This window comes from Polynucleobacter hirudinilacicola (genome assembly GCF_002192535.1).
GTDB lineage: Bacteria > Pseudomonadota > Gammaproteobacteria > Burkholderiales > Burkholderiaceae > Polynucleobacter > Polynucleobacter hirudinilacicola.
On sequence record NZ_NAIA01000001.1, the window covers coordinates 110,577 to 128,199 of the forward strand.

16 protein-coding genes, 1 tRNA gene, 1 other RNA gene and 1 pseudogene are annotated in these 17,623 nt (G+C 45.3%); 9 read left to right on the plus strand and 10 right to left on the minus strand.

What is annotated here, in order from left to right; genetic code table 11:
* Positions 1-10: 10 nt before the first annotated feature.
* Both purD and B6A14_RS00560 read right to left on the minus strand, forming a co-directional pair.
* Entirely contained in the window at positions 11-1,288 is a 1,278-nt protein-coding gene (purD, locus tag B6A14_RS00555) for a phosphoribosylamine--glycine ligase (RefSeq protein ID WP_087908539.1), read from the minus strand.
* A 41-nt stretch (positions 1,289-1,329) separates the two neighbouring features.
* Positions 1,330-2,049, minus strand: a complete 720-nt coding sequence (locus B6A14_RS00560; protein ID WP_087908540.1) for a YebC/PmpR family DNA-binding transcriptional regulator — start codon at positions 2,047-2,049, stop codon at positions 1,330-1,332.
* Positions 2,050-2,201: 152 nt separating this feature from the next.
* Between B6A14_RS00560 and B6A14_RS00565 the strand changes: the two genes are divergently transcribed.
* Positions 2,202-2,286 (plus strand) — tRNA-Leu (locus B6A14_RS00565).
* Positions 2,287-2,324: 38 nt separating this feature from the next.
* Here B6A14_RS00565 and B6A14_RS00570 read toward each other — a convergent pair.
* From B6A14_RS00570 to lptF, 3 genes are all read right to left on the minus strand, one after another.
* Positions 2,325-3,266 carry a CysB family HTH-type transcriptional regulator gene (locus tag B6A14_RS00570; RefSeq protein WP_087908541.1) on the minus strand — a complete coding sequence of 314 codons (942 nt, stop codon included), beginning with the start codon at positions 3,264-3,266 and terminating at the stop codon, positions 2,325-2,327.
* 62 nt (positions 3,267-3,328) lie between these two features.
* Complete coding sequence (gene lptG / locus B6A14_RS00575; RefSeq protein WP_087908542.1) at positions 3,329-4,483, minus strand: LPS export ABC transporter permease LptG; 1,155 nt, start codon at positions 4,481-4,483, stop codon at positions 3,329-3,331.
* Positions 4,480-5,595 carry an LPS export ABC transporter permease LptF gene (lptF, locus tag B6A14_RS00580; protein WP_087908543.1) on the minus strand — a complete coding sequence of 372 codons (1,116 nt, stop codon included), beginning with the start codon at positions 5,593-5,595 and terminating at the stop codon, positions 4,480-4,482. Before lptF ends, lptG begins: the two co-directional genes overlap by 4 nt.
* A gap of 162 nt (positions 5,596-5,757) precedes the next feature.
* On the opposite strand from lptF, the gene B6A14_RS00585 reads away from it, so the two are divergent.
* The 8 genes from B6A14_RS00585 (at position 5,758) to B6A14_RS00615 (ending at position 13,701) form a co-directional block, all read left to right on the plus strand.
* Positions 5,758-7,362 carry a leucyl aminopeptidase gene (locus B6A14_RS00585; RefSeq protein ID WP_087908544.1) on the plus strand — a complete coding sequence of 535 codons (1,605 nt, stop codon included), beginning with the start codon at positions 5,758-5,760 and terminating at the stop codon, positions 7,360-7,362.
* 14 nt (positions 7,363-7,376) lie between these two features.
* On the plus strand, positions 7,377-7,841 hold the full coding sequence (locus B6A14_RS00590; protein WP_087908545.1) for a DNA polymerase III subunit chi: 465 nt from the start codon (positions 7,377-7,379) through the stop codon (positions 7,839-7,841).
* Between the two features lie 3 nt (positions 7,842-7,844).
* Positions 7,845-8,633 (plus strand): prolipoprotein diacylglyceryl transferase, encoded by a 789-nt coding sequence (lgt, locus tag B6A14_RS00595; protein ID WP_087908546.1) that lies wholly within the window; start codon positions 7,845-7,847, stop codon positions 8,631-8,633.
* A 6-nt stretch (positions 8,634-8,639) separates the two neighbouring features.
* A complete protein-coding gene (locus B6A14_RS00600; RefSeq protein WP_087908547.1) occupies positions 8,640-9,548 on the plus strand; it encodes a LysR family transcriptional regulator in 909 nt (302 codons plus the stop codon).
* Between the two features lie 131 nt (positions 9,549-9,679).
* Positions 9,680-10,381 (plus strand): malonyl-CoA decarboxylase domain-containing protein, encoded by a 702-nt coding sequence (locus B6A14_RS10435; protein WP_269088032.1) that lies wholly within the window; start codon positions 9,680-9,682, stop codon positions 10,379-10,381.
* Positions 10,341-10,985, plus strand: a complete 645-nt coding sequence (locus B6A14_RS10440; protein WP_269088033.1) for a malonyl-CoA decarboxylase domain-containing protein — start codon at positions 10,341-10,343, stop codon at positions 10,983-10,985. Before B6A14_RS10435 ends, B6A14_RS10440 begins: the two co-directional genes overlap by 41 nt.
* Before the next feature lie 166 nt (positions 10,986-11,151).
* On the plus strand, positions 11,152-12,132 hold the full coding sequence (locus B6A14_RS00610; RefSeq protein ID WP_201721448.1) for a Bug family tripartite tricarboxylate transporter substrate binding protein: 981 nt from the start codon (positions 11,152-11,154) through the stop codon (positions 12,130-12,132).
* Between the two features lie 45 nt (positions 12,133-12,177).
* Positions 12,178-13,701, plus strand: a complete 1,524-nt coding sequence (locus tag B6A14_RS00615) for a malonate--CoA ligase (protein ID WP_087908549.1) — start codon at positions 12,178-12,180, stop codon at positions 13,699-13,701.
* Here the strand turns inward: B6A14_RS00615 and B6A14_RS00620 are convergent, their stop codons facing one another.
* The 5 genes and pseudogenes from B6A14_RS00620 to B6A14_RS00640 all read right to left on the minus strand — a co-directional run bounded on the left by B6A14_RS00620 (position 13,702) and on the right by B6A14_RS00640 (position 17,554).
* On the minus strand, positions 13,702-14,520 hold the full coding sequence (locus B6A14_RS00620; RefSeq protein ID WP_087908550.1) for a sulfite exporter TauE/SafE family protein: 819 nt from the start codon (positions 14,518-14,520) through the stop codon (positions 13,702-13,704).
* A non-coding RNA gene (gene ssrS / locus B6A14_RS00625) (6S RNA) lies at positions 14,521-14,739 on the minus strand.
* A 99-nt stretch (positions 14,740-14,838) separates the two neighbouring features.
* A pseudogene (locus tag B6A14_RS10560) lies at positions 14,839-15,114 on the minus strand (cell division protein ZapA); the annotation flags it as partial.
* Entirely contained in the window at positions 15,035-15,322 is a 288-nt protein-coding gene (locus B6A14_RS00635; protein WP_087908551.1) for a hypothetical protein, read from the minus strand. The pseudogene B6A14_RS10560 and the gene B6A14_RS00635, both read right to left, overlap by 80 nt.
* Before the next feature lie 105 nt (positions 15,323-15,427).
* Positions 15,428-17,554 carry a TonB-dependent receptor gene (locus tag B6A14_RS00640; RefSeq protein WP_087908552.1) on the minus strand — a complete coding sequence of 709 codons (2,127 nt, stop codon included), beginning with the start codon at positions 17,552-17,554 and terminating at the stop codon, positions 15,428-15,430.
* Positions 17,555-17,623: the final 69 nt, after the last annotated feature.

Below are 17,623 nucleotides of genomic sequence, written 5' to 3' on the forward strand. Positions count from 1 at the left end.
TGCCTCTGTCTTATTTAACCGCGCGATAGCCAATATCTTTACGATATTGCATGCCATCAAAATGAATTTGATTAATAGCTTCATAAGCTTTTTGTTGAGCGCCGCGAACGGTATCTGCAAGTCCGACCACACACAACACGCGACCACCAGAAGTCACGATCTTGCCATCTTGCAATTGAGTGCCCGCATGGAAAGTGATTTGATCTTCAGTGTCGGCTGGAATACCAGTAATCACATCGCCATTACGAGGAGTCTCTGGATAGTTATGAGCTGCCAGTACAACGCCTAATGCAGTACGACGATCCCACTCCAACTCCACTTCATTGAGCTTGCCATCTACAGCATGGTCTAGCGCATTTACTAGATCGCTACGTAAGCGAGCCATGATGGGTTGAGTTTCTGGATCTCCCATGCGGCAATTGAATTCTAATGTTTTAAGCTTGCCATCTGGAGAAATCATTAGGCCAGCATATAAGAAGCCGGTATAGGGAATGCCGTCTGCTTCCATGCCCTTGACTGTTGGCATGATGACCTCACGCAATGCACGTGCATGAATTTCTGGAGTGACAACCGGGGCAGGGGAGTAGGCGCCCATACCACCAGTATTGGGACCTTGATCAGCATCGAGTAAGCGTTTGTGATCTTGACTAGTTGCTAGTGCAAGAACATGCTTACCGTCAACAAGCACAATAAAGCTGGCTTCTTCGCCGGTCAGAAACTCTTCAATCACAACACGCGCACCAGCATTACCGAGCTTATTGTCAGCTAGCATCATATCGATTGCTGCATGTGCTTCATCTAGGCTCATTGCAACTACAACACCTTTACCGGCAGCAAGACCATCAGCCTTGATTACGATTGGCGCACCCTGAGCATCGATGTATGCATGGGCTTCAAGCGCGCTGGAGAAGGTTTGGTAATCCGCTGTCGGAATACCATGCCGTTTCATAAATGCTTTGGAGAAATCTTTAGATGACTCCAGTTGTGCTGCTAATTGTGTTGGGCCAAAAATACGCAAACCATTATTACGGAAAACATCAACTATGCCAGCTGCTAAAGGGGCCTCTGGGCCAACTACGGCGAGATGAATCTTTTCACGTTTAGCAAAGTCTGCTAACTCTTGTAAGCCGGTTATTGGTAGATTCTCAATGCCAGCAGTAGCCTGCTTGGCCGTGGCAGTGCCACCATTGCCTGGTGCTACATAGACGGTTTGCACTTGAGGCGATTGCGCAAGCTTCCAAGCTAATGCATGTTCGCGTCCGCCGGATCCAATGAGAAGAATTTTCATAGCTAGCTGTGGCTTAAATAGGTTGTGGGAAAAATATTTCTTTAAAGAGAGGCGTTCGTAAAGACTTCTTGAACGTCATCGAGATTTTCAAGAGCATCTAATAGTTTTTGCATACTTTCTGCCTGTTCGCCCTCTAGGGCAATCTCGGTCTCAGGGCGCATTGCGACAGTAGCTAATTCAGGTTTGAGACCTGCTTGGCTAATAGCATCTTGCACCTTACTAAAATCCGGAACTGGAGAGAGAACTTCAAGCGAGCCATCATCATGCGTAATGACGTCTTCAGCGCCAGCATCTAAGGCAACTTCCATGAGTTGATCTTCATTCGTACCGGGTGCAAATAACATTTGACCGCAATGCTTAAATAGAAAAGCTACTGATCCTTCGGCACCCATATTGCCGCCATTCTTATTAAATGCATGGCGAACTTCAGCAACGGTACGGGTGCGGTTATCAGTTAAACAGTCAACAATAATTGCAGCACCATTCATGCCGTAACCTTCGTAACGAATCTCTTCGTAGTTCACGCCTTCAAGCGAACCTGTGCCCCGCTGAATTGCTCTCTGCACATTGTCGTTAGGCATATTAGAGTCTTTGGCTTTATCAATCGCCAAGCGTAAACGAGGATTGGTTGCGACATCACCACCACCCAATTTAGCAGCAACAGTAATTTCTTTAATGAGTTTGGTCCAAATCTTGCCGCGTTTTTCGTCTTGACGACCCTTGCGGTGCTGAATATTGGCCCATTTCGAGTGGCCGGCCATACGGGTAATTCCTTTTAATAATTTGGCTAGAAGCACTCATTTTAAGGGGTTCTAGACCAAAGGTAGAGGGTTGGGAGCCATTTTTTGTTACACTCTCATGTCTTAGCAGTAACAAAGCATCAAACTAAGCAGAATTTCCACTGCAAACACCTGCCTCGGTGATGGAATTGGTAGACGTGCCGGACTCAAAATCCGGTGCCGCAAGGCGTGGCGGTTCGAGTCCGCCCCGAGGCACCACTCAAATGACGGTTCAGTCTTTGAGTTTCTTCAAAACCCTAAATTTCGTACGAATCCGATTCGTTATTCATCGCCTGCTCGACAATTTTCTTGGTTAAGGTCGGCGAGAAGAGCTCAATGAAGGTGTAGACAAAAGAGCGTAGGTAAGCACCTTGCTTAACACCAAGATGCGTTACGTTATTACCAAACAGATGGCTCGCTTGAATCACTTTGAGGTTACGGTCTCTATCCGAATCATACGCATGACCGGCCACGATGCCAATTCCCATGCCAGTTTCTACATAGGTTTTAATTACATCCGCATCAATTGCTTCCAAAATAATATCTGGAGTAATGTTTCGTTGCGCAAAGGCAGCATCAATTTTGCTACGGCCTGCGAACGCTTTGTCATAAGTGATGATGGGGTACTTCGCAATCTCTTCTAAGGTTACTGTTGCTTGATTGAGGAGTGGATGACTTAAGGGCACCATCACTACGTGCTGCCATTGATAGCCAGGCAGCGCAAGCACTCCAGGGGTATTAGCAATACCTTCAGTAGCAATCGCAATATCCGCCCGATCATGAGTTAGTAACTCTGCAATTTGTCCTGGGTTGCCTTGTTGAATGCTAACGCGCACTTTTGGAAACCGTTTAGTGAATTCAGTTAGAACCTTAGGAAGTGCATAGCGAGCTTGCGTATGTGTGGTTGCGATTACAAAGTTACCTTGATCCTGACTCGCAAAATCTTTGCCCACACGCTTTAAGGTTTCGACTTCATCCAAAATGCGTTCAATCGAACTCAGAATTCTTTTGCCTGGCTCAGTGAGTGAGCGAATCCGTTTGCCATGCCGGCGAAAGATCTCCACGCCCAATTCATCCTCGAGCTCAATGATGGCCTTGGATACACCAGGCTGAGACGTAAAGAGTGCTTTAGCGGCTGTTGTCAGGTTGAAGTTTTGTCTAACCGCTTCGCGGACAAAGCGAAATTGATGAAGATTCATGGGGATTCCTGTCTATATACCAACAATGATATAGGAATCAAATTCTAAATGAATTTTGGGTATTAAGACTTAGATACCCAGCGCAATCCAATGATTGCAAGCAAAAGATAAACGAGGGGTGGCGTTAAGGCGGTCATAAAAGCTGGCCAAGATCCCAACAGACCCACGTTTGAGAATAAGGAATTGAAGAGCTGGAAGCTCATGCCGAGCATGATTCCACCGAAAACCTTAATGCCCACACTACCAGCGCGTACTTTTAAGTAGGCAAAAGGTAATGCCAAAGCTAGCATCACAAAAATCGTAAAGGGATAAACCACCTTCTTCCAGAAGGCGATGGAATGGCGTTGAGCATCTTGTTTGTTGTCGCGCAAATGGGAGATGAAGCGACCCAAACTTAGGATAGACATTTTTTCTGGGCTAATGAGTAGCACGCTCAAAATTTGGGGCGTGACCTCTGACTCAAGAGTTAGTATGGGGTGAGTAAAGATCTGTGAAGAAAAGACTGGGTTCAATGGGTCAGACTGCTTTGTTTCTTTAAAGCGAGTTTCGGTTACATTGTTAAGCACCCAGACTCCGGTTTCATCAAATTGACCTGAGGTAGCGCTTCTAATAGAGAGCAGGCGATAGACATCATCAAACTCATACATGCGAATATTGTGAATTGCATTATCTTTATCGACTTTGCCTACATTGACATAACGGACGCCAGATCGCACTGGCCCACTGCCATCTTCATTGCGTAAGCGATCTTTCACCCAAACACCAGTTCTAAATTGCGAGGAGTATGCAGAGCCCAGTGCCTTCATGCGAATTTGATCTGACTTGGCCTCGGTATAGGGTCCAACCCATTCACTCATGATGAGTGTGAGCGCTACCAGTGGCAGCGAGATTTTGGTGAGGGTGATGAGACCACGTTTTACATCTAATCCAGCAATACGCAGGATAGTAAATTCTGATTGACTGGCAAGCATAGCGAAGACATAAATACTGCCAATAAGTCCCGCGATAGGAATAATTTCAGAGATGCGGCTAGGCGCTTTTAGTAGAACATGCAAGAGCGCTAAGGGTAGGGTGTAGCCGCCTTGTACAGAGCCGAGCTCACTCAAAATATCGAAGAACAAAAATAAGGCAACTAGCGCAAATAAAATAAAACCAAAGGCCGCATAAATTTGCTTAGCTAAGTAGCGCTCATAGGTAAAGGGAAAGAGCAGCTTCATTTATTTGCAAACCCAGCAGGTAATTGACGGCGCCACCACTTTAAGGAGGGGTTGATGCGATTGCGGATTAAGATAAATGCAATGAGAAATGCAAGAACATGGATTGGCCAGATTCCAACAAACATACTTAATTTTCCTTGCGACACAAAGTTTTGCGTCAGGTTTAATAGGTTGCTATACATCAAATAAATTAAGACGGCATAAAACATGGCGGTATAGTTCCCCAGCCTTGGATTGACATAAGCTAGTGGGATCGCAATCAAAACTAATCCAAGCGCCATTAGAGGTAGACCAATACGCCACAGTAATTCTGCACGGTTGGGATTGATGACGGTTGGGCTTTCGTCATTGAGAAGTTCGGATATCGTTTTTTCTCGATCACGTGGCGCCGGGGCTAGAGCTTCTTTACTGCGAATTTTGGTGCTGTACTCATTAAATTCTAGGATTCTGAAATCCGGCTGAGTGGGTTGGCCCTCATAGCGCCGTCCGTTGTGGAGCACAATGGATTTCTCCCCGCCTTCGGAGTTTTGAATATAGCCGGTTGAGGATACGGCAATGCTTAACTTACCACCCTTGGAGTCGGCGACAAAAATATTCTTTACTTCACTTTTATCGATATCTAATTCTTCAATAAAAAATACACGCTCTGCTTTCGCTGATTCTCTGAACTGTCCTGCGCTCACCATAGAAACATCGTCACGTTGCTGGAAACGCTGGCTGATGAGTGTGGATTCACGATTCGCCCAAGGCCATACAAATAACGCTAAGAGGGCGATGATGATAATGAGGGGTGTCGCAAATTGCAGAATGGGACGAATTAGGCTAGTAATGCTGAGACCGCTTGCAAACCACACAATCATTTCTGAGTCTTTGTACCAGCGCACTAAAACGATCAGCGTAGCCACAAACAGCGATACGGTTAACAGGACTGCTAAGTAGCCCAAAGTTGCCAGCGAAATTAAGACCAGCGCATCTTCTGGATTAACTGCCCCATTAGCTGCGTAACCCAGAATTCGAATCACCAAGGTGGTAACCATGATGGTGACTAAGACCAAAAAGACCCCGCCAGTCGTAAAACTGAGTTCGCGGCGAAGGGCTTGGTTAAAAATCATCTAAAACTGTTTATCTGGATTCTGGGGTTATTGGTGGGGTCTATATGGCTTATATTGGTGCAGAGAAAAGAAGTTCATCTCATGTCGGAGGATAATGGATAACAGTGCCGTTTTAGTAATTTCCTACCCTCTTGAATCGACCTAAACATACCGCAATAGATTATGACAATTCAATTTAGCACCAAGATTTTCCCTCAAGCTGACCTCCAAAGCCCAAAAGCCTTAAATTCCAGTCTAAAAAGCCTCTTGGCACAAAGTTCTGACTGTTTGGTTTTGGGCTACTCCAAAGCGGACTTAGATGCTTTTTGCGGTACAAAAGCTGCGAAAAATAAGGCTGGATTTGTGGCCGAATTAGATCATTTACTAGGTGGCTCGGTAGCCCATGCCAATTTACTAGGCGATCTTGATGACAAGCAATCTTCCGTGTGTCTTTTGCGTGCTGAAAAATCTTGGACTACAAATGGCGTTAAGGTAAAACGTGTTCTCCTGCTAAGCACCGGCGACTTACATCTTGAAAGTGTACGTAGTTTGAGTAGTTTTTCAAAAGTGGTGCGTGCAGGATTAAAAGCCTTAAGTGGCGGCTCGATTGAAAATGCACTCTGGTTTGTGCCGAGCTTTGGGCAAAAAGCAGAATTGATTGCAGAAGAAGTGCGTTTAACTATTCAGTATGCTGGTGATCAAGCTTATCGTTTTGGCGTACGTCAACCTGCCATGAAATTTAAAGCCAAAGACAAAGCCGATACTTTTAAGCATTTAGTGTTTGCAGGTAATAACGCGTGCGCTAAAGAGCTCAAGTCTGCTGTAGAGCAAGGTCTCGCGATGGTCGAAGGCATGCACCTCGCAAAAGATTTGGGCAATCTTCCTCCAAATGTTTGCACTCCTACTTATTTAGCAAAGACTGCTCAAGGCCTCAGTAAAAAAGTTGGATTGAAGGTCGAAGTGCTTGGCAAAAAGCAAATAGAGGCTTTGGGTATGGGTTCCTTCTTATCAGTTGCCCAGGGCTCTGCAACGCCCCCTCAATTTATTGTGATGCGTCATCAAGGTGGTAAGGCTGGTGATGCGCCGATTGTCTTGGTGGGCAAAGGTATTACATTTGATACTGGTGGAATTTCATTGAAACCGGGCGAAGCCATGGATGAAATGAAGTACGACATGTGTGGCGCTGCTTCAGTCATTGGCACCTTGTATGCAGCTGGCTTGATGAAGCTCAATAAGAACGTGATCGGCGTGATCCCAACCTGCGAGAACATGCCATCAGGTCAAGCAACTCGCCCTGGCGATATTGTGAAGAGTATGTCTGGTCAAACCATCGAGATTTTGAACACTGATGCCGAAGGTCGTTTGATTTTGTGTGACGCACTCACTTATGTTGAGCGCTTTAAACCGAAGGCGGTGATTGATATCGCCACATTAACCGGCGCATGCATCATCGCTTTGGGTCATGTACATAGCGGCCTGTTTTCAGAGGATGAAGATTTAGTGAACGCTCTGACTAAGGCAGGAAAAGCTTCCTTAGATACCGTCTGGCGTTTACCTCTAGATGCTGCTTATCATGAGCAGCTCAAGTCTAATTTTGCTGACGTGGCTAATATTGGCGGGCGTCCCGCAGGTAGCGTTACAGCAGCTTGCTTCTTATCGCGTTTTACCGAGAAGTACAAGTGGGCTCACTTAGATATTGCTGGTACTGCCTGGAAGAGTGGTGCGGCCAAAGGTTCTACTGGACGTCCAGTACCTTTGCTGGTGAACTTCTTGCTTGAGCAGAAGTAAGCCTCTCTCCTGATATGGCTCGCATCGACTTTCATAGCAATGTAGCTGATAAGCTGGAATACGCCTGTCGTCTAACGCGTAAAATTTGGAGCGCTACTGCTGTAGGCCAACCTGTGCGCAATATCGTCATGGTTGGCGAGAAGGCTGACCTCAAAAAATTAGATGAGCTACTCTGGACTTTCAGTAATGCTGATTTTTTACCGCATTGCTTTATCGATGATGAAGCTGCGACTGATACTCCAATAGTCTTGACCGATGATTTTGCCTCTCCAGACCTAGCGGGCGTGCCTCATGCCGATATCATGATTCATCTAGGAATGCGAATGCCCCAAGATGTAGCCGCTTTAGTTGCCCGCTTCCCTCGCATTGTTGAAGTGGTTACAGTTGATGAGGCAGAACGCCTAGCAGGGCGCGAGCGTTATAAGGCGTATCGCGACCTTGGTCACGAGCTGCATAATTTTGACCAATCAAAGAGTTAAGGTATGTTGATTCATCCTCAGTTTGATCCAGCCGCAATTCGCATTGGATCATTTGCGATTCATTGGTATGGTCTGATGTATCTCATGGCCTTTGCACAGTTTTTACTATTAGGTCGTTTACGGATCCGTGCGCCACGCTATCAAGCATTAGCTTGGGGCTATAAGGATTTGGAAGATCTATTATTCGCAGGCGTCTTAGGCGTTGTTCTCGGCGGTCGTCTAGGTTATGTCCTGTTTTATATGCCCGGCCATTATCTTGCTAATCCTTTAGATATTCTGAAAATATGGGAAGGTGGTATGTCTTTCCACGGCGGTTTATTGGGTGTCCTGGCTGCCTTGTATTGGTTTGCGAAAAAACGGAACACTACTTTTTTTGTAGTGAGTGATTTGGTAGCGCCCCTAGTGCCCTTTGGTTTGGCCTTTGGTCGCTTAGGCAACTTTATTAATGGCGAGTTGTGGGGGCGTCCTGCAGATCTGCCTTGGGCCATGGTGTTTCCAATGGTCGATAATATCCCGCGTCACCCATCTCAAATCTACCAATTTCTAGGCGAAGGTATTTTGTTGGGAGTAGTGCTATGGATTTACTCTAGCAAGCAGCATCGTGTAGGGCAGGTCTCAGGACTTTTCTTATTAGGTTATGGTGTCTGTCGCTTCTTGGCGGAATATGCGCGTGAACCAGACACCTTCCTCGGGCTACTGGGCTTGGGCTTATCAATGGGGCAATGGTTATGTTTGCCGATGATTCTCTTCGGTCTCTACCTCATGACAGCATTTAAATCAAAGTCAGCCTAATTAACCATGTTGAACGAAGAAGTCACCCTTCGTAAGTTAGAAATTCTATGTTCCTTTGTAAGGACGGGGAGTCTGGTTAAAACTGCCGAGGAATTACGCCTAAGCTCTGTCAGTATTCACAAGGCACTTCACTCTTTAGAGACCGGCATAGCTTGTCCTCTATTTGTTAAAGAAGGACGTCAATTAAAGGCCCTGCCTGCTGCCGTCTATCTTGCTGAGGCAAGCATAGACTTACTTGGAGACATTGATCGAATTCTGAAAAAGACAAGATCGAAGGCGGGTGTTGAGATTGGTCAAATTCGCTTGGGTTCGATGTACTCTTTGACTGCGAACATTATTCCGAGAATCATTATGGGGACTAAGATTCGAAGACCAGATTTGGATATTGATTTATATCTTGGCTCCAATGAAGATCTGATGAATAAGTTATCCGAGGGAACTGTGGATGCAGTTGTGATTGCAGTCCCCTCAACCAATCTGCCAGATGGGGTTCAGGTTGTTCCTCTGTTTGAAGACGATTTATTTTTGGCCTCCTCGAAGAAAAATAAACCAAGCGAAGCCAGCATTGATTTATCTCAGTATCGGGAAGAGAAATTTTTGACACTGCAAGATGGTTTTGCAACCACCTCAGGCTTTTTTGATGCTTTCCAGCTTGCCGGGTTTAAGCCCAAAGTTGTGATGAAGGTGGGGGATATCTTTTCGTTGATGAATATGGTCTCTGGAGACCTGGGCAGATCTTTGTTGCCTGGCAGGGTCAAAGCCTTGATGGGAAATACCATTGAATTTACCCCTCTTATGCCTAAATACCGAGTGATTCAGCGTATTGGCCTTTTATACCTGCAGGCTAATGAATCGAACCCCAATATTTTGGCTTTAGCGGCTGAAGCCCGTATGTTGCATCGCAAAAATAATTAATTCTCTGCATGTTCTGGGTAATTCTGTTAACTTTAGGTTAATGATTCTGCATTTAACTTAATTGATTTCATATCCCTACAGGAATACATTAAATCTGAGCTTTCCCTCATCAGTATTTCTGAAAAGATCTCATGCTTGAAAAGTTAGCAAAAGCCCGATATTTTTCGCGCGTTACCGGCGCGGTCAATCGCCTCATTTCTGAGCGCGGCGAGTCAAATGCCGTCAGTATGGCTGATGAGGTCATTCATAACTATCGCAAGTTATCCAAAGATCAACACGCAAAGTTTTTTACTTTCTTATTTCAAAAGCTTAATCCAGATCCTGCAGCAGTAATGGCTGCAGCGCAAAATTTTTCTGTGGAAGGTAATGCTCGCAACTATATTAAATTGCAGCGGGTTACTGAGCCACCACGACAAGAATTATTTCGTCGCCTAAATCGCGCAACAGATGGTACTGCTGCATTAGTGGCAATGCGCCGCGATCTTTTGCAGCTACTAGATAAACAGCCTGAGTTAACCGCAGTAGATTTTGACTTACGTCATCTGCTTTCTTCTTGGTTTAATCCTGGCTTTTTGAAGATGCATCGGGTTGATTGGAAATCGCCTGCAGAAGTCTTGGAAAAACTCATTCAGCATGAAGCGGTGCATGCGATTGATGGCTGGGATGACCTGCGCCGGCGTCTGCAGCCTGATCGTAGATGTTTTGCCTTCTTTCATCCTCAGTTACCTAATGAACCATTGATCTTCGTTGAGGTGGCATTGCTGCCTGAGATCCCTGCTGTGATTACACCGCTTGTGGATAAAAAAAGCGGAAACAGTTCATCAAACCTCTAATTACAAAGTAGCAGCCTTTTACTCCATCAGTAACTGCGAACCTGGGTTACGCGGTGTCTCTATGGGTAACTTCTTAATTAAGCGGGTTGCTGAGCAATTGCATGCAGAGTTCCCCAGTCTAAAAACTTTTGTGACCTTGTCACCGATTCCTGGATTTATTGATTGGGTAGCGAGTGGTGCTGATATTGGTGGTGAAAAAGCTAGCGTGCAACTCAAGCCTGCCATTAGAACTGCACGTGAGCAAGCATTAGAAATTATCGGCCTAGAAAAGCGGTCTTGGACTGAGCGCTTAAGTTCTGGATGGCATCCTGATAATGCGACTGAAAAAGAAAAATCTGCATTAATGTGTCTGGCGAGTATTTATTTAGGTCTTGGTTCTGCTGGCCGCAATGGCAATCCGGTGGCTAAGTTTCACCTGGGCAATGGCGCAAGATTGCATCAAATTAATTGGGCAGGAGACCTTTCTCGCAAGGGTTTGCGCCAATCAGCAGCATTAATGGTGAACTATTTATACGATCTTTCTTCCGTAGAGGAAAACCACGAGCGGTTTACCCTGGGGGAGATTGATTATTCAAGGGCGGTGGGCCGTTTAATGACCCCCTGATGAAGAGTTTTGGAGGAGACTTACCAAGGCAGAGTCCGTAGAGTATTCGTCTTGGGGCTAGATGGAGTAAGCTTGGCAGCTAAGGTATCAATAATCAAAGTGTTATTGATGTTTAAGTGTTGAATATATAGCCAATAAAAATGGCAAGTGGAGGAGACAAATAATGATGAAGCAATCTAGAGTTACCGCTTTTTTAAAGAAAGCACTATTTTTGATTTGTGCAGCACCGCTCGCGGTAATGGCACAAGAGTGGCCCAATAAGCCTATTACCTTTATCGTTCCATTTCCTGCGGGTGGTGGTACAGATGCATTTGCAAGACCCTTGGCTACTCAGCTGACTAAACAACTCGGTAAGCAAATTGTGATCGATAATCGTGGTGGCGCTGGTGGAACATTGGGCGCTTCCATTGCCTCTAAGGCTTCTCCAGACGGGTACAACTTTTTTGTTGGCGCTGCCCATCACGCTATTGCACCATCAATGTATCCAAATCTGGATTACGACATTGAAAAGAGCTTTATACCGGTGGCGATGATTGCAAGCCCACCTCAGGTCATCGTAGTGAATCCTAAGAATGTTCAAGTTAAGAACCTCAAAGAATTTATTGAGCTTCTGAAAAAGAATCCTGGCAAATTTAACTACGCCAGTGCTGGTAACGGCTCTACACACCACTTAGCTGGTGAGCAATTCAAGATGTTGACCAAAACCTTTATCACTCATATTCCGTACCGTGGTGCTGGCCCAGCCATGCAGGATTTAATTGCCGGACAAGTTGATATTGAGTTTGACGGTCTGGGCTCATCCTCACCACAAATTAAAAATGGTGCCATTGTTGCTCTAGCGGTAGCTTCGCAAAAACGTGCCCCAGGCTTTCCGGATGTTCCGACAGCTGCAGAAGCAGGTTTAGTTGGTTATGAAGTTTCCACTTGGTATGGTCTCTTTGCTCCTAAAGGAACTCCTCAGCCAATCATCGACAAAATGATTACTGAGGTTCAAAAAGCGCTTAATACCCCAGAGTTGAAAACAATTTGGACTAATAATGGTTCTGAAACTCCCAATTTATCTGGTGATGCGTTCGGCAAGTTTGTAAGTGCCGATATCAAGCGCTGGGCTGCAGTAGCGAAAGCTTCTGGCGCCAAATTGGATTAATACCTGCATTGCTAATCATTATTAATAGTTGGATTTGAGAGTCTCATGAATTTATATTCTTTATTGGAAAAGGGATTTCCAAAAGATAAGAAAGCCTGCGCGTTAGAAACGCATGATGGCTTGTATTACTCCTGGGCTGACCTTGAGGGTGCTACCGCCAAGATGGCAAACCTGCTCAAGAGTCTGAAGCTTCCTGCTGGTTCTCGGGTTGCTGTCCAGGTTGAGAAATCTCCTGAGGCTCTCTTTTTATATTTAGCTACGATTCGTGCTGGTTATGTATATCTGCCGCTCAATACCGCCTACCAGTCTGCTGAAATTCAATACTTTCTAGAGAATGCTGAGCCGGCAGTAGTGGTGTGCAGTAGTAAGAATTATTCTTGGGTATCTAAGGTAGCCGCCAAAGCAGGTACCAAGCATGTCCTGACCCTCGACGAAAATCGCACAGGCACATTGCTAGAGCGTGCAGGTAGTTTGAGTGATAAGTTCACAACTCTTCCCGCTAAAGACGATGACCTCGCAGCTATTCTGTATACCTCAGGCACTACTGGCCGCAGCAAGGGCGCGATGCTGACGCATAAAAACTTAGGTAGCAATGCCCAAGTGTTGCAAAAATTCTGGGGTTGGAAAAAAGGGGATGTGCTACTGCACGCATTGCCCATTTTCCACGTTCATGGATTATTTGTCGCAGCTCATGGCGCATTGATTAACGGTAGTAAGATGATTTGGTTGCCGCGTTTAGATACTGCTCAACTGATTAAGCATATGCCTGCATCCACAGTAATGATGGGCGTACCTACTTTCTATGTACGTTTGTTGGCTGACAAAGGTTTTGACAAGAAGGTGGCGCGTAATATGCGCTTGTTTATTTCTGGTTCAGCACCATTATTGACAGAAACATTTAATACCTTTAAGCAAGTAATTGGTCAGCCAATCTTGGAGCGTTATGGTATGAGTGAAACAGTCATGTTGGTTTCTAATCCCTATAAGGGTGCTCGTGTCGGCGGTTCTGTTGGCTTGCCATTGCCTGGTGTCAAGGTGAGGGTTGTAAATGAAAACAATAAGCCATGTGGTGTAGATGAAATTGGTAGCATCCAAGTCAAAGGCCCAAATATATTTAAGGGCTACTGGCGCATGCCCGAGAAGACTGCAGAAGAATTTACGAAAGATGGTTGGTTTAAGACTGGTGATGTTGGGCGTTGGGGTGGTGATGCCAATGGCGGCAAAGCGCCAAAAGACTACTTATGCATCGTTGGTCGCAGTAAAGATCTCATTATTTCTGGTGGTTACAACGTATATCCAAAAGAAATCGAAGGCTTTATTGACGATATGGATGGCGTAGATGAGAGTGCCGTGATTGGCATTCCGCATCCGGACTTTGGCGAGGCTGTGATGGCGATAGTGGTGCCTAAAGCTGGCGCGAAGTTAAATGCAGAGGCAATGATTGCAACACTCAAAACGCAGATTGCTAATTTTAAGATACCAAAGCGCTTGGAAATTGTTACTGACTTACCGCGTAATGCGATGGGTAAGGTGCAAAAGAATATCCTGCGTCAGCAGTACACGCAGTAATTAGAAGCCAAATGCCTTGCGGCTTTCATTGAACATGAACGCTGCAAGGAAAAACAACATGACGCCGAAGATGCGTTTGAGCTGAGCAACATTAAGCTTGCGCGCCATCTTGGCTCCTAGTGGAGCAGTGAAGATACTGACTGCCACAATGCAAGCAACGGCTGGCACGTACACAAAACCTAATGATCCAGCAGGAAGGTTGGGGTAGTCCCAGCTACCATACATATAACCTATGGTTGCTGCTGCTGCAATTGGAAATCCTAGGCCAGAAGAGCTTGCCATTGCGACGTGGGGTTTAACGTTGCACCAGAGCATAAATGGCACTGTAATAAATGCGCCGCCTGCGCCAACTAAGCTGGATAGGCAGCCTGCAAAGGCTCCGAATGAAAATAATCCTAGTTTGCCCGGTAACTCACGGCCTACCCCCGGTTTTTTATTGAGAATCATCTGAATAGAGGTGTAAACAATGAAGATGGCAAAAAAGAGCGATAGCCATGAAGTATTGAGTGCCTCAAAAATTTCACTTCCACCAATAAGACTCCCCGCAACCAATCCAGGGCTAAATGCAGCAACCAGCTTCCAATCAATCGAGCCATGTTTGTGATGCGCCCAAATTGCAGAGGTTGTTGTAAATAGAATGGTAGCCATACCGGTTGCAATTGCCATGTGCACGATAACGCTTTGATCAAAATTCAGATGGTTGAATACTAAGATCATGAAGGGCACAAGAATCATGCCGCCCCCTATGCCAAGAAGCCCCGCCAGAAAACCTGCGATGCTACCGCATAACATCAGCATTGCAATATCAGTTAGTAACATGAATTCCCCGCCTTAGCCGCTAGGCCGTCATCCTGAACCCTAAGGTTCAAGGTGGAACGGCTACTCTGTTTCGGGTGCATTAAGTGATTCAGGGAGTGACCAAGTCTAAGTTGGCACTGTGAACCAGCAAAACGCTCACGCCCACAAGGTAAAGATCGTTCCGGATGCTTGCGCATCGGTTCAAGGAACTATTGGCCTTGGCGAACCAGGCAGGGAAAGGGTTTGCAGCAAAGCATCTACTTGATCTTCAAGGGTATGGATTTCAGCTTGAAGTCTCGCTACTTCATCGGTGCTGACATTTGAAGAGGCACTTTGTTGTGATTGATTTTTCTGTAATGTAATTAAGTCACCAGCAATTTTGAGTGCAGCCATCATGCTGGCCCGCTCGATACTACGATTACCGCCGCTAATGGCGAGTTGAATTTGCTCATCCACCAAGACGCAAGCGGCGCGAAGCAAAGGCTCATGTTCGGCACTGGTTGCTAAAGTAATTTTTTGACCAGCAAGACTTACTTCAATGCGTTGTTGGCTCATTGTCATCCTCTGGATTGTTTGGTGTGGCAACTTCGCCAAGTAGATTGAGCTGACGACCATCACTCTGCTCTGGCAAACGGCTCAGGATATGCTGAATCCGTTTTTGTGCATCTTCAATTTTGTTTTCTTGTAGCGCACGATCTTGAGCAAGATTTTTCACTGCATCTTGAATTAAGGTAATTTTTTCAGAAACGCGCGCAATTGAAACCCTCAGGCCATTTAAGCCTGGGACTTCGGATTCCTGAGGGTGGGAGGTAAGCTCACTCATATTGGCATTGTAGCCTCAGGCTCAGCGTTGGCGCTAGACTGCTGGTTTAGATCTCCGCACAAGGGATAAATGGATCTAAACTCGGCGAGCAAACCCTAATTAGGGCTAGTTAAAGTTGTACTTGACGGATGCAAAAACCGATCTCGGTTCACTTGGGTAGTATGAGTATGTTGAAAATCGTCCCATCCCTGTTCCATATGTTGAGTACTGCGCATTTCCAACGTTTTTAATAGTTAGTCGACCTTCTATGCCCATAAACTTGTAGGAGGTGAAAATATCACCAACTACATAGGAGGGCATTACTGGCGTAGCGCTATAGTAATTTGGGGCAGAGTCATAGTACTGATTACTGACGTAGTTCACTACGCCGCCGACCGACCAGCGGCTAGTAATGAGGTAATTTGCTCTCGCGTTGAGCAAGGTATCTGGAACAATAGGAATAGGATTTCCAGAGTAAGGCCCGTTTGCATAATAGGACTTTTGGTATTTGCCGCCTATTCCAACATTAAATGAGGAGGTGATATTGGTTGCAACATCAAGCAAAATTCCACCCCGATTGGTTTGGTAAATAGAGTTGTAGTTAGCTCCAGTACTAGGGTTGTAGCTAATCTCATTTTGTGTCATCGATTTAAAAATAGATGAAGTAATTTTTGATTTCCAGATCGACCAGTTACCACCTATTTCATAGGTTTGCGTGGTTTGGGGTTGCAGTATCCCATTAAAAACCAATTCATAAGCGCCATCGGGATTTGTCCCAAATGCCCAATATTCATCGACGTTGGGGAATCTAAATGATTGATTCCACTTTATATATACATGTTGTCCAGGCAGGTAATTTGCATTTAAGGCAATATCGCCCGCATTAGCGGCAAATTGTTGAGAATTATTTACTGTTCCATTGGCTGCGTAGACTGAGGTGCTTGTAGTCGATGCTTGCTGTACCTGACGACGAAATCCTCCGCTTGCTTCAAATACTTTACTTAATGGAATTTTTTGGATGACATAGACCGAATTATTAATTTGGGTGGCATTTTGTGAATCATGGGTCAGATTGTTGTAGTAGTAATAGTCTTTTTGATTGGCAAGGATGATGCTTTGTGATAGCGGGCTATAAGTACTGCTTCCAGCTTGATTGGCTTTGGAAAAGTCATACCCAATAATAGTTGTTCCAATCCCTGCAAAATTTGCTTTAACGCGAGGAGAAATAGCCAATTGCCAGCCTTGCAACTTATTATTCATGGGGCTGCCAGCATAACCATATGAATAGATATCGCTTGGGTCTAAAGAGACGAAATAATCAGCCTGAGGTGTGTAATAGAAGGAGGTTTTATTGTTATAAGAAGTATCGACCTCGAATATGTAGTTTTCACCCATGCTCTTAGTAAGGCCCTGGCGAAAGCCTAGATTATTTGTGGTGTAGTTATTTCCCGCATCTTCTGGGCTTACAGATAATGGATTGCCAGAACCGACCAGACCGAGAACTGGGCTGGCTAATTTTGAATTAGTGTATCCATAGTAAACATCAATATATGCCCGATCTCCGCCCCCTAAATCTTGGAAAATTTTCGCATCGATGGAGTAGGCATTCGCTGCGGTATTTGGCCTCCAACCATTAGTATTGGAAGTATTTGCGCTGATTTGAAAGGTGGTTTTTTCAACTGTATTTCTGAAAATCGCATTATTAATGGATGTACCCCAAGTTCCATAGCTAGCTGATACTTGGTTGATATTCTTTTTACCGCCGTTGGTGATGATATTTATTACTCCGCCAACAGCGCCATTGCCATACTGGACGCTTGCACCCCCTTGTAGTATTTCAATGCGCTCAATTGAATCTATGGGGATGGTTGACCAGTCAACATTTCCAGAATCAATCGGATTAATTCTGATGCCATCAACTAATACCGCAGTCGTGCTATTACCCGTCGGTCCAAAGCCTCCCATATCAACAGATGCATCAAGATTGAGAGAGCTAGAATTTAATCCGCTAACTCTTAAACCCCCAATTTGCGACAGGACTTGAGGAATGGTGTTGGAGCTAGAGTTTTCTATTTCTTCGCGAGTGATGATATTAACGTTTGCTGGTACTTGATTCAGATTCTCCTCAAATCGCGAGCCAGTAACGATGACGGTCGTTGGAGAATTTTGTGCAAATGTAAAAAGAGCGGGGTTGAGTAAAGCAAGGGCGGCACAAATCTGAGCGATTTGCTTTGGTTTGAACTGCTGTTTCATGAAATGCTTTCTGTTATCGAATGCCTAGCTCACTTCCCCGTAAGCTGGGTCGAACAGAATTTCACGTGC

Bases quoted from the DNA above. Each gene is read 5' to 3' on its own strand.
- purD (WP_087908539.1), bottom strand. From the start codon at position 1,288: ATGAAAATTCTTCTCATTGGATCCGGCGGACGCGAACATGCATTAGCT.
- B6A14_RS00635 (WP_087908551.1), bottom strand. From the start codon at position 15,322: ATGAGTGAGCTTACCTCCCACCCTCAGGAATCCGAAGTCCCAGGCTTA.
- B6A14_RS10435 (WP_269088032.1), top strand. From the start codon at position 9,680: ATGCTTGAAAAGTTAGCAAAAGCCCGATATTTTTCGCGCGTTACCGGC.
- B6A14_RS00560 (WP_087908540.1), bottom strand. From the start codon at position 2,049: ATGGCCGGCCACTCGAAATGGGCCAATATTCAGCACCGCAAGGGTCGT.
- B6A14_RS00610 (WP_201721448.1), top strand. From the start codon at position 11,152: ATGAAGCAATCTAGAGTTACCGCTTTTTTAAAGAAAGCACTATTTTTG.
- lptG (WP_087908542.1), bottom strand. From the start codon at position 4,483: ATGAAGCTGCTCTTTCCCTTTACCTATGAGCGCTACTTAGCTAAGCAA.
- B6A14_RS00585 (WP_087908544.1), top strand. From the start codon at position 5,758: ATGACAATTCAATTTAGCACCAAGATTTTCCCTCAAGCTGACCTCCAA.
- B6A14_RS00600 (WP_087908547.1), top strand. From the start codon at position 8,640: ATGTTGAACGAAGAAGTCACCCTTCGTAAGTTAGAAATTCTATGTTCC.
- B6A14_RS00615 (WP_087908549.1), top strand. From the start codon at position 12,178: ATGAATTTATATTCTTTATTGGAAAAGGGATTTCCAAAAGATAAGAAA.
- B6A14_RS00620 (WP_087908550.1), bottom strand. From the start codon at position 14,520: ATGTTACTAACTGATATTGCAATGCTGATGTTATGCGGTAGCATCGCA.
- lgt (WP_087908546.1), top strand. From the start codon at position 7,845: ATGTTGATTCATCCTCAGTTTGATCCAGCCGCAATTCGCATTGGATCA.
- B6A14_RS00570 (WP_087908541.1), bottom strand. From the start codon at position 3,266: ATGAATCTTCATCAATTTCGCTTTGTCCGCGAAGCGGTTAGACAAAAC.
- B6A14_RS00590 (WP_087908545.1), top strand. From the start codon at position 7,377: ATGGCTCGCATCGACTTTCATAGCAATGTAGCTGATAAGCTGGAATAC.
- B6A14_RS00640 (WP_087908552.1), bottom strand. From the start codon at position 17,554: ATGAAACAGCAGTTCAAACCAAAGCAAATCGCTCAGATTTGTGCCGCC.
- lptF (WP_087908543.1), bottom strand. From the start codon at position 5,595: ATGATTTTTAACCAAGCCCTTCGCCGCGAACTCAGTTTTACGACTGGC.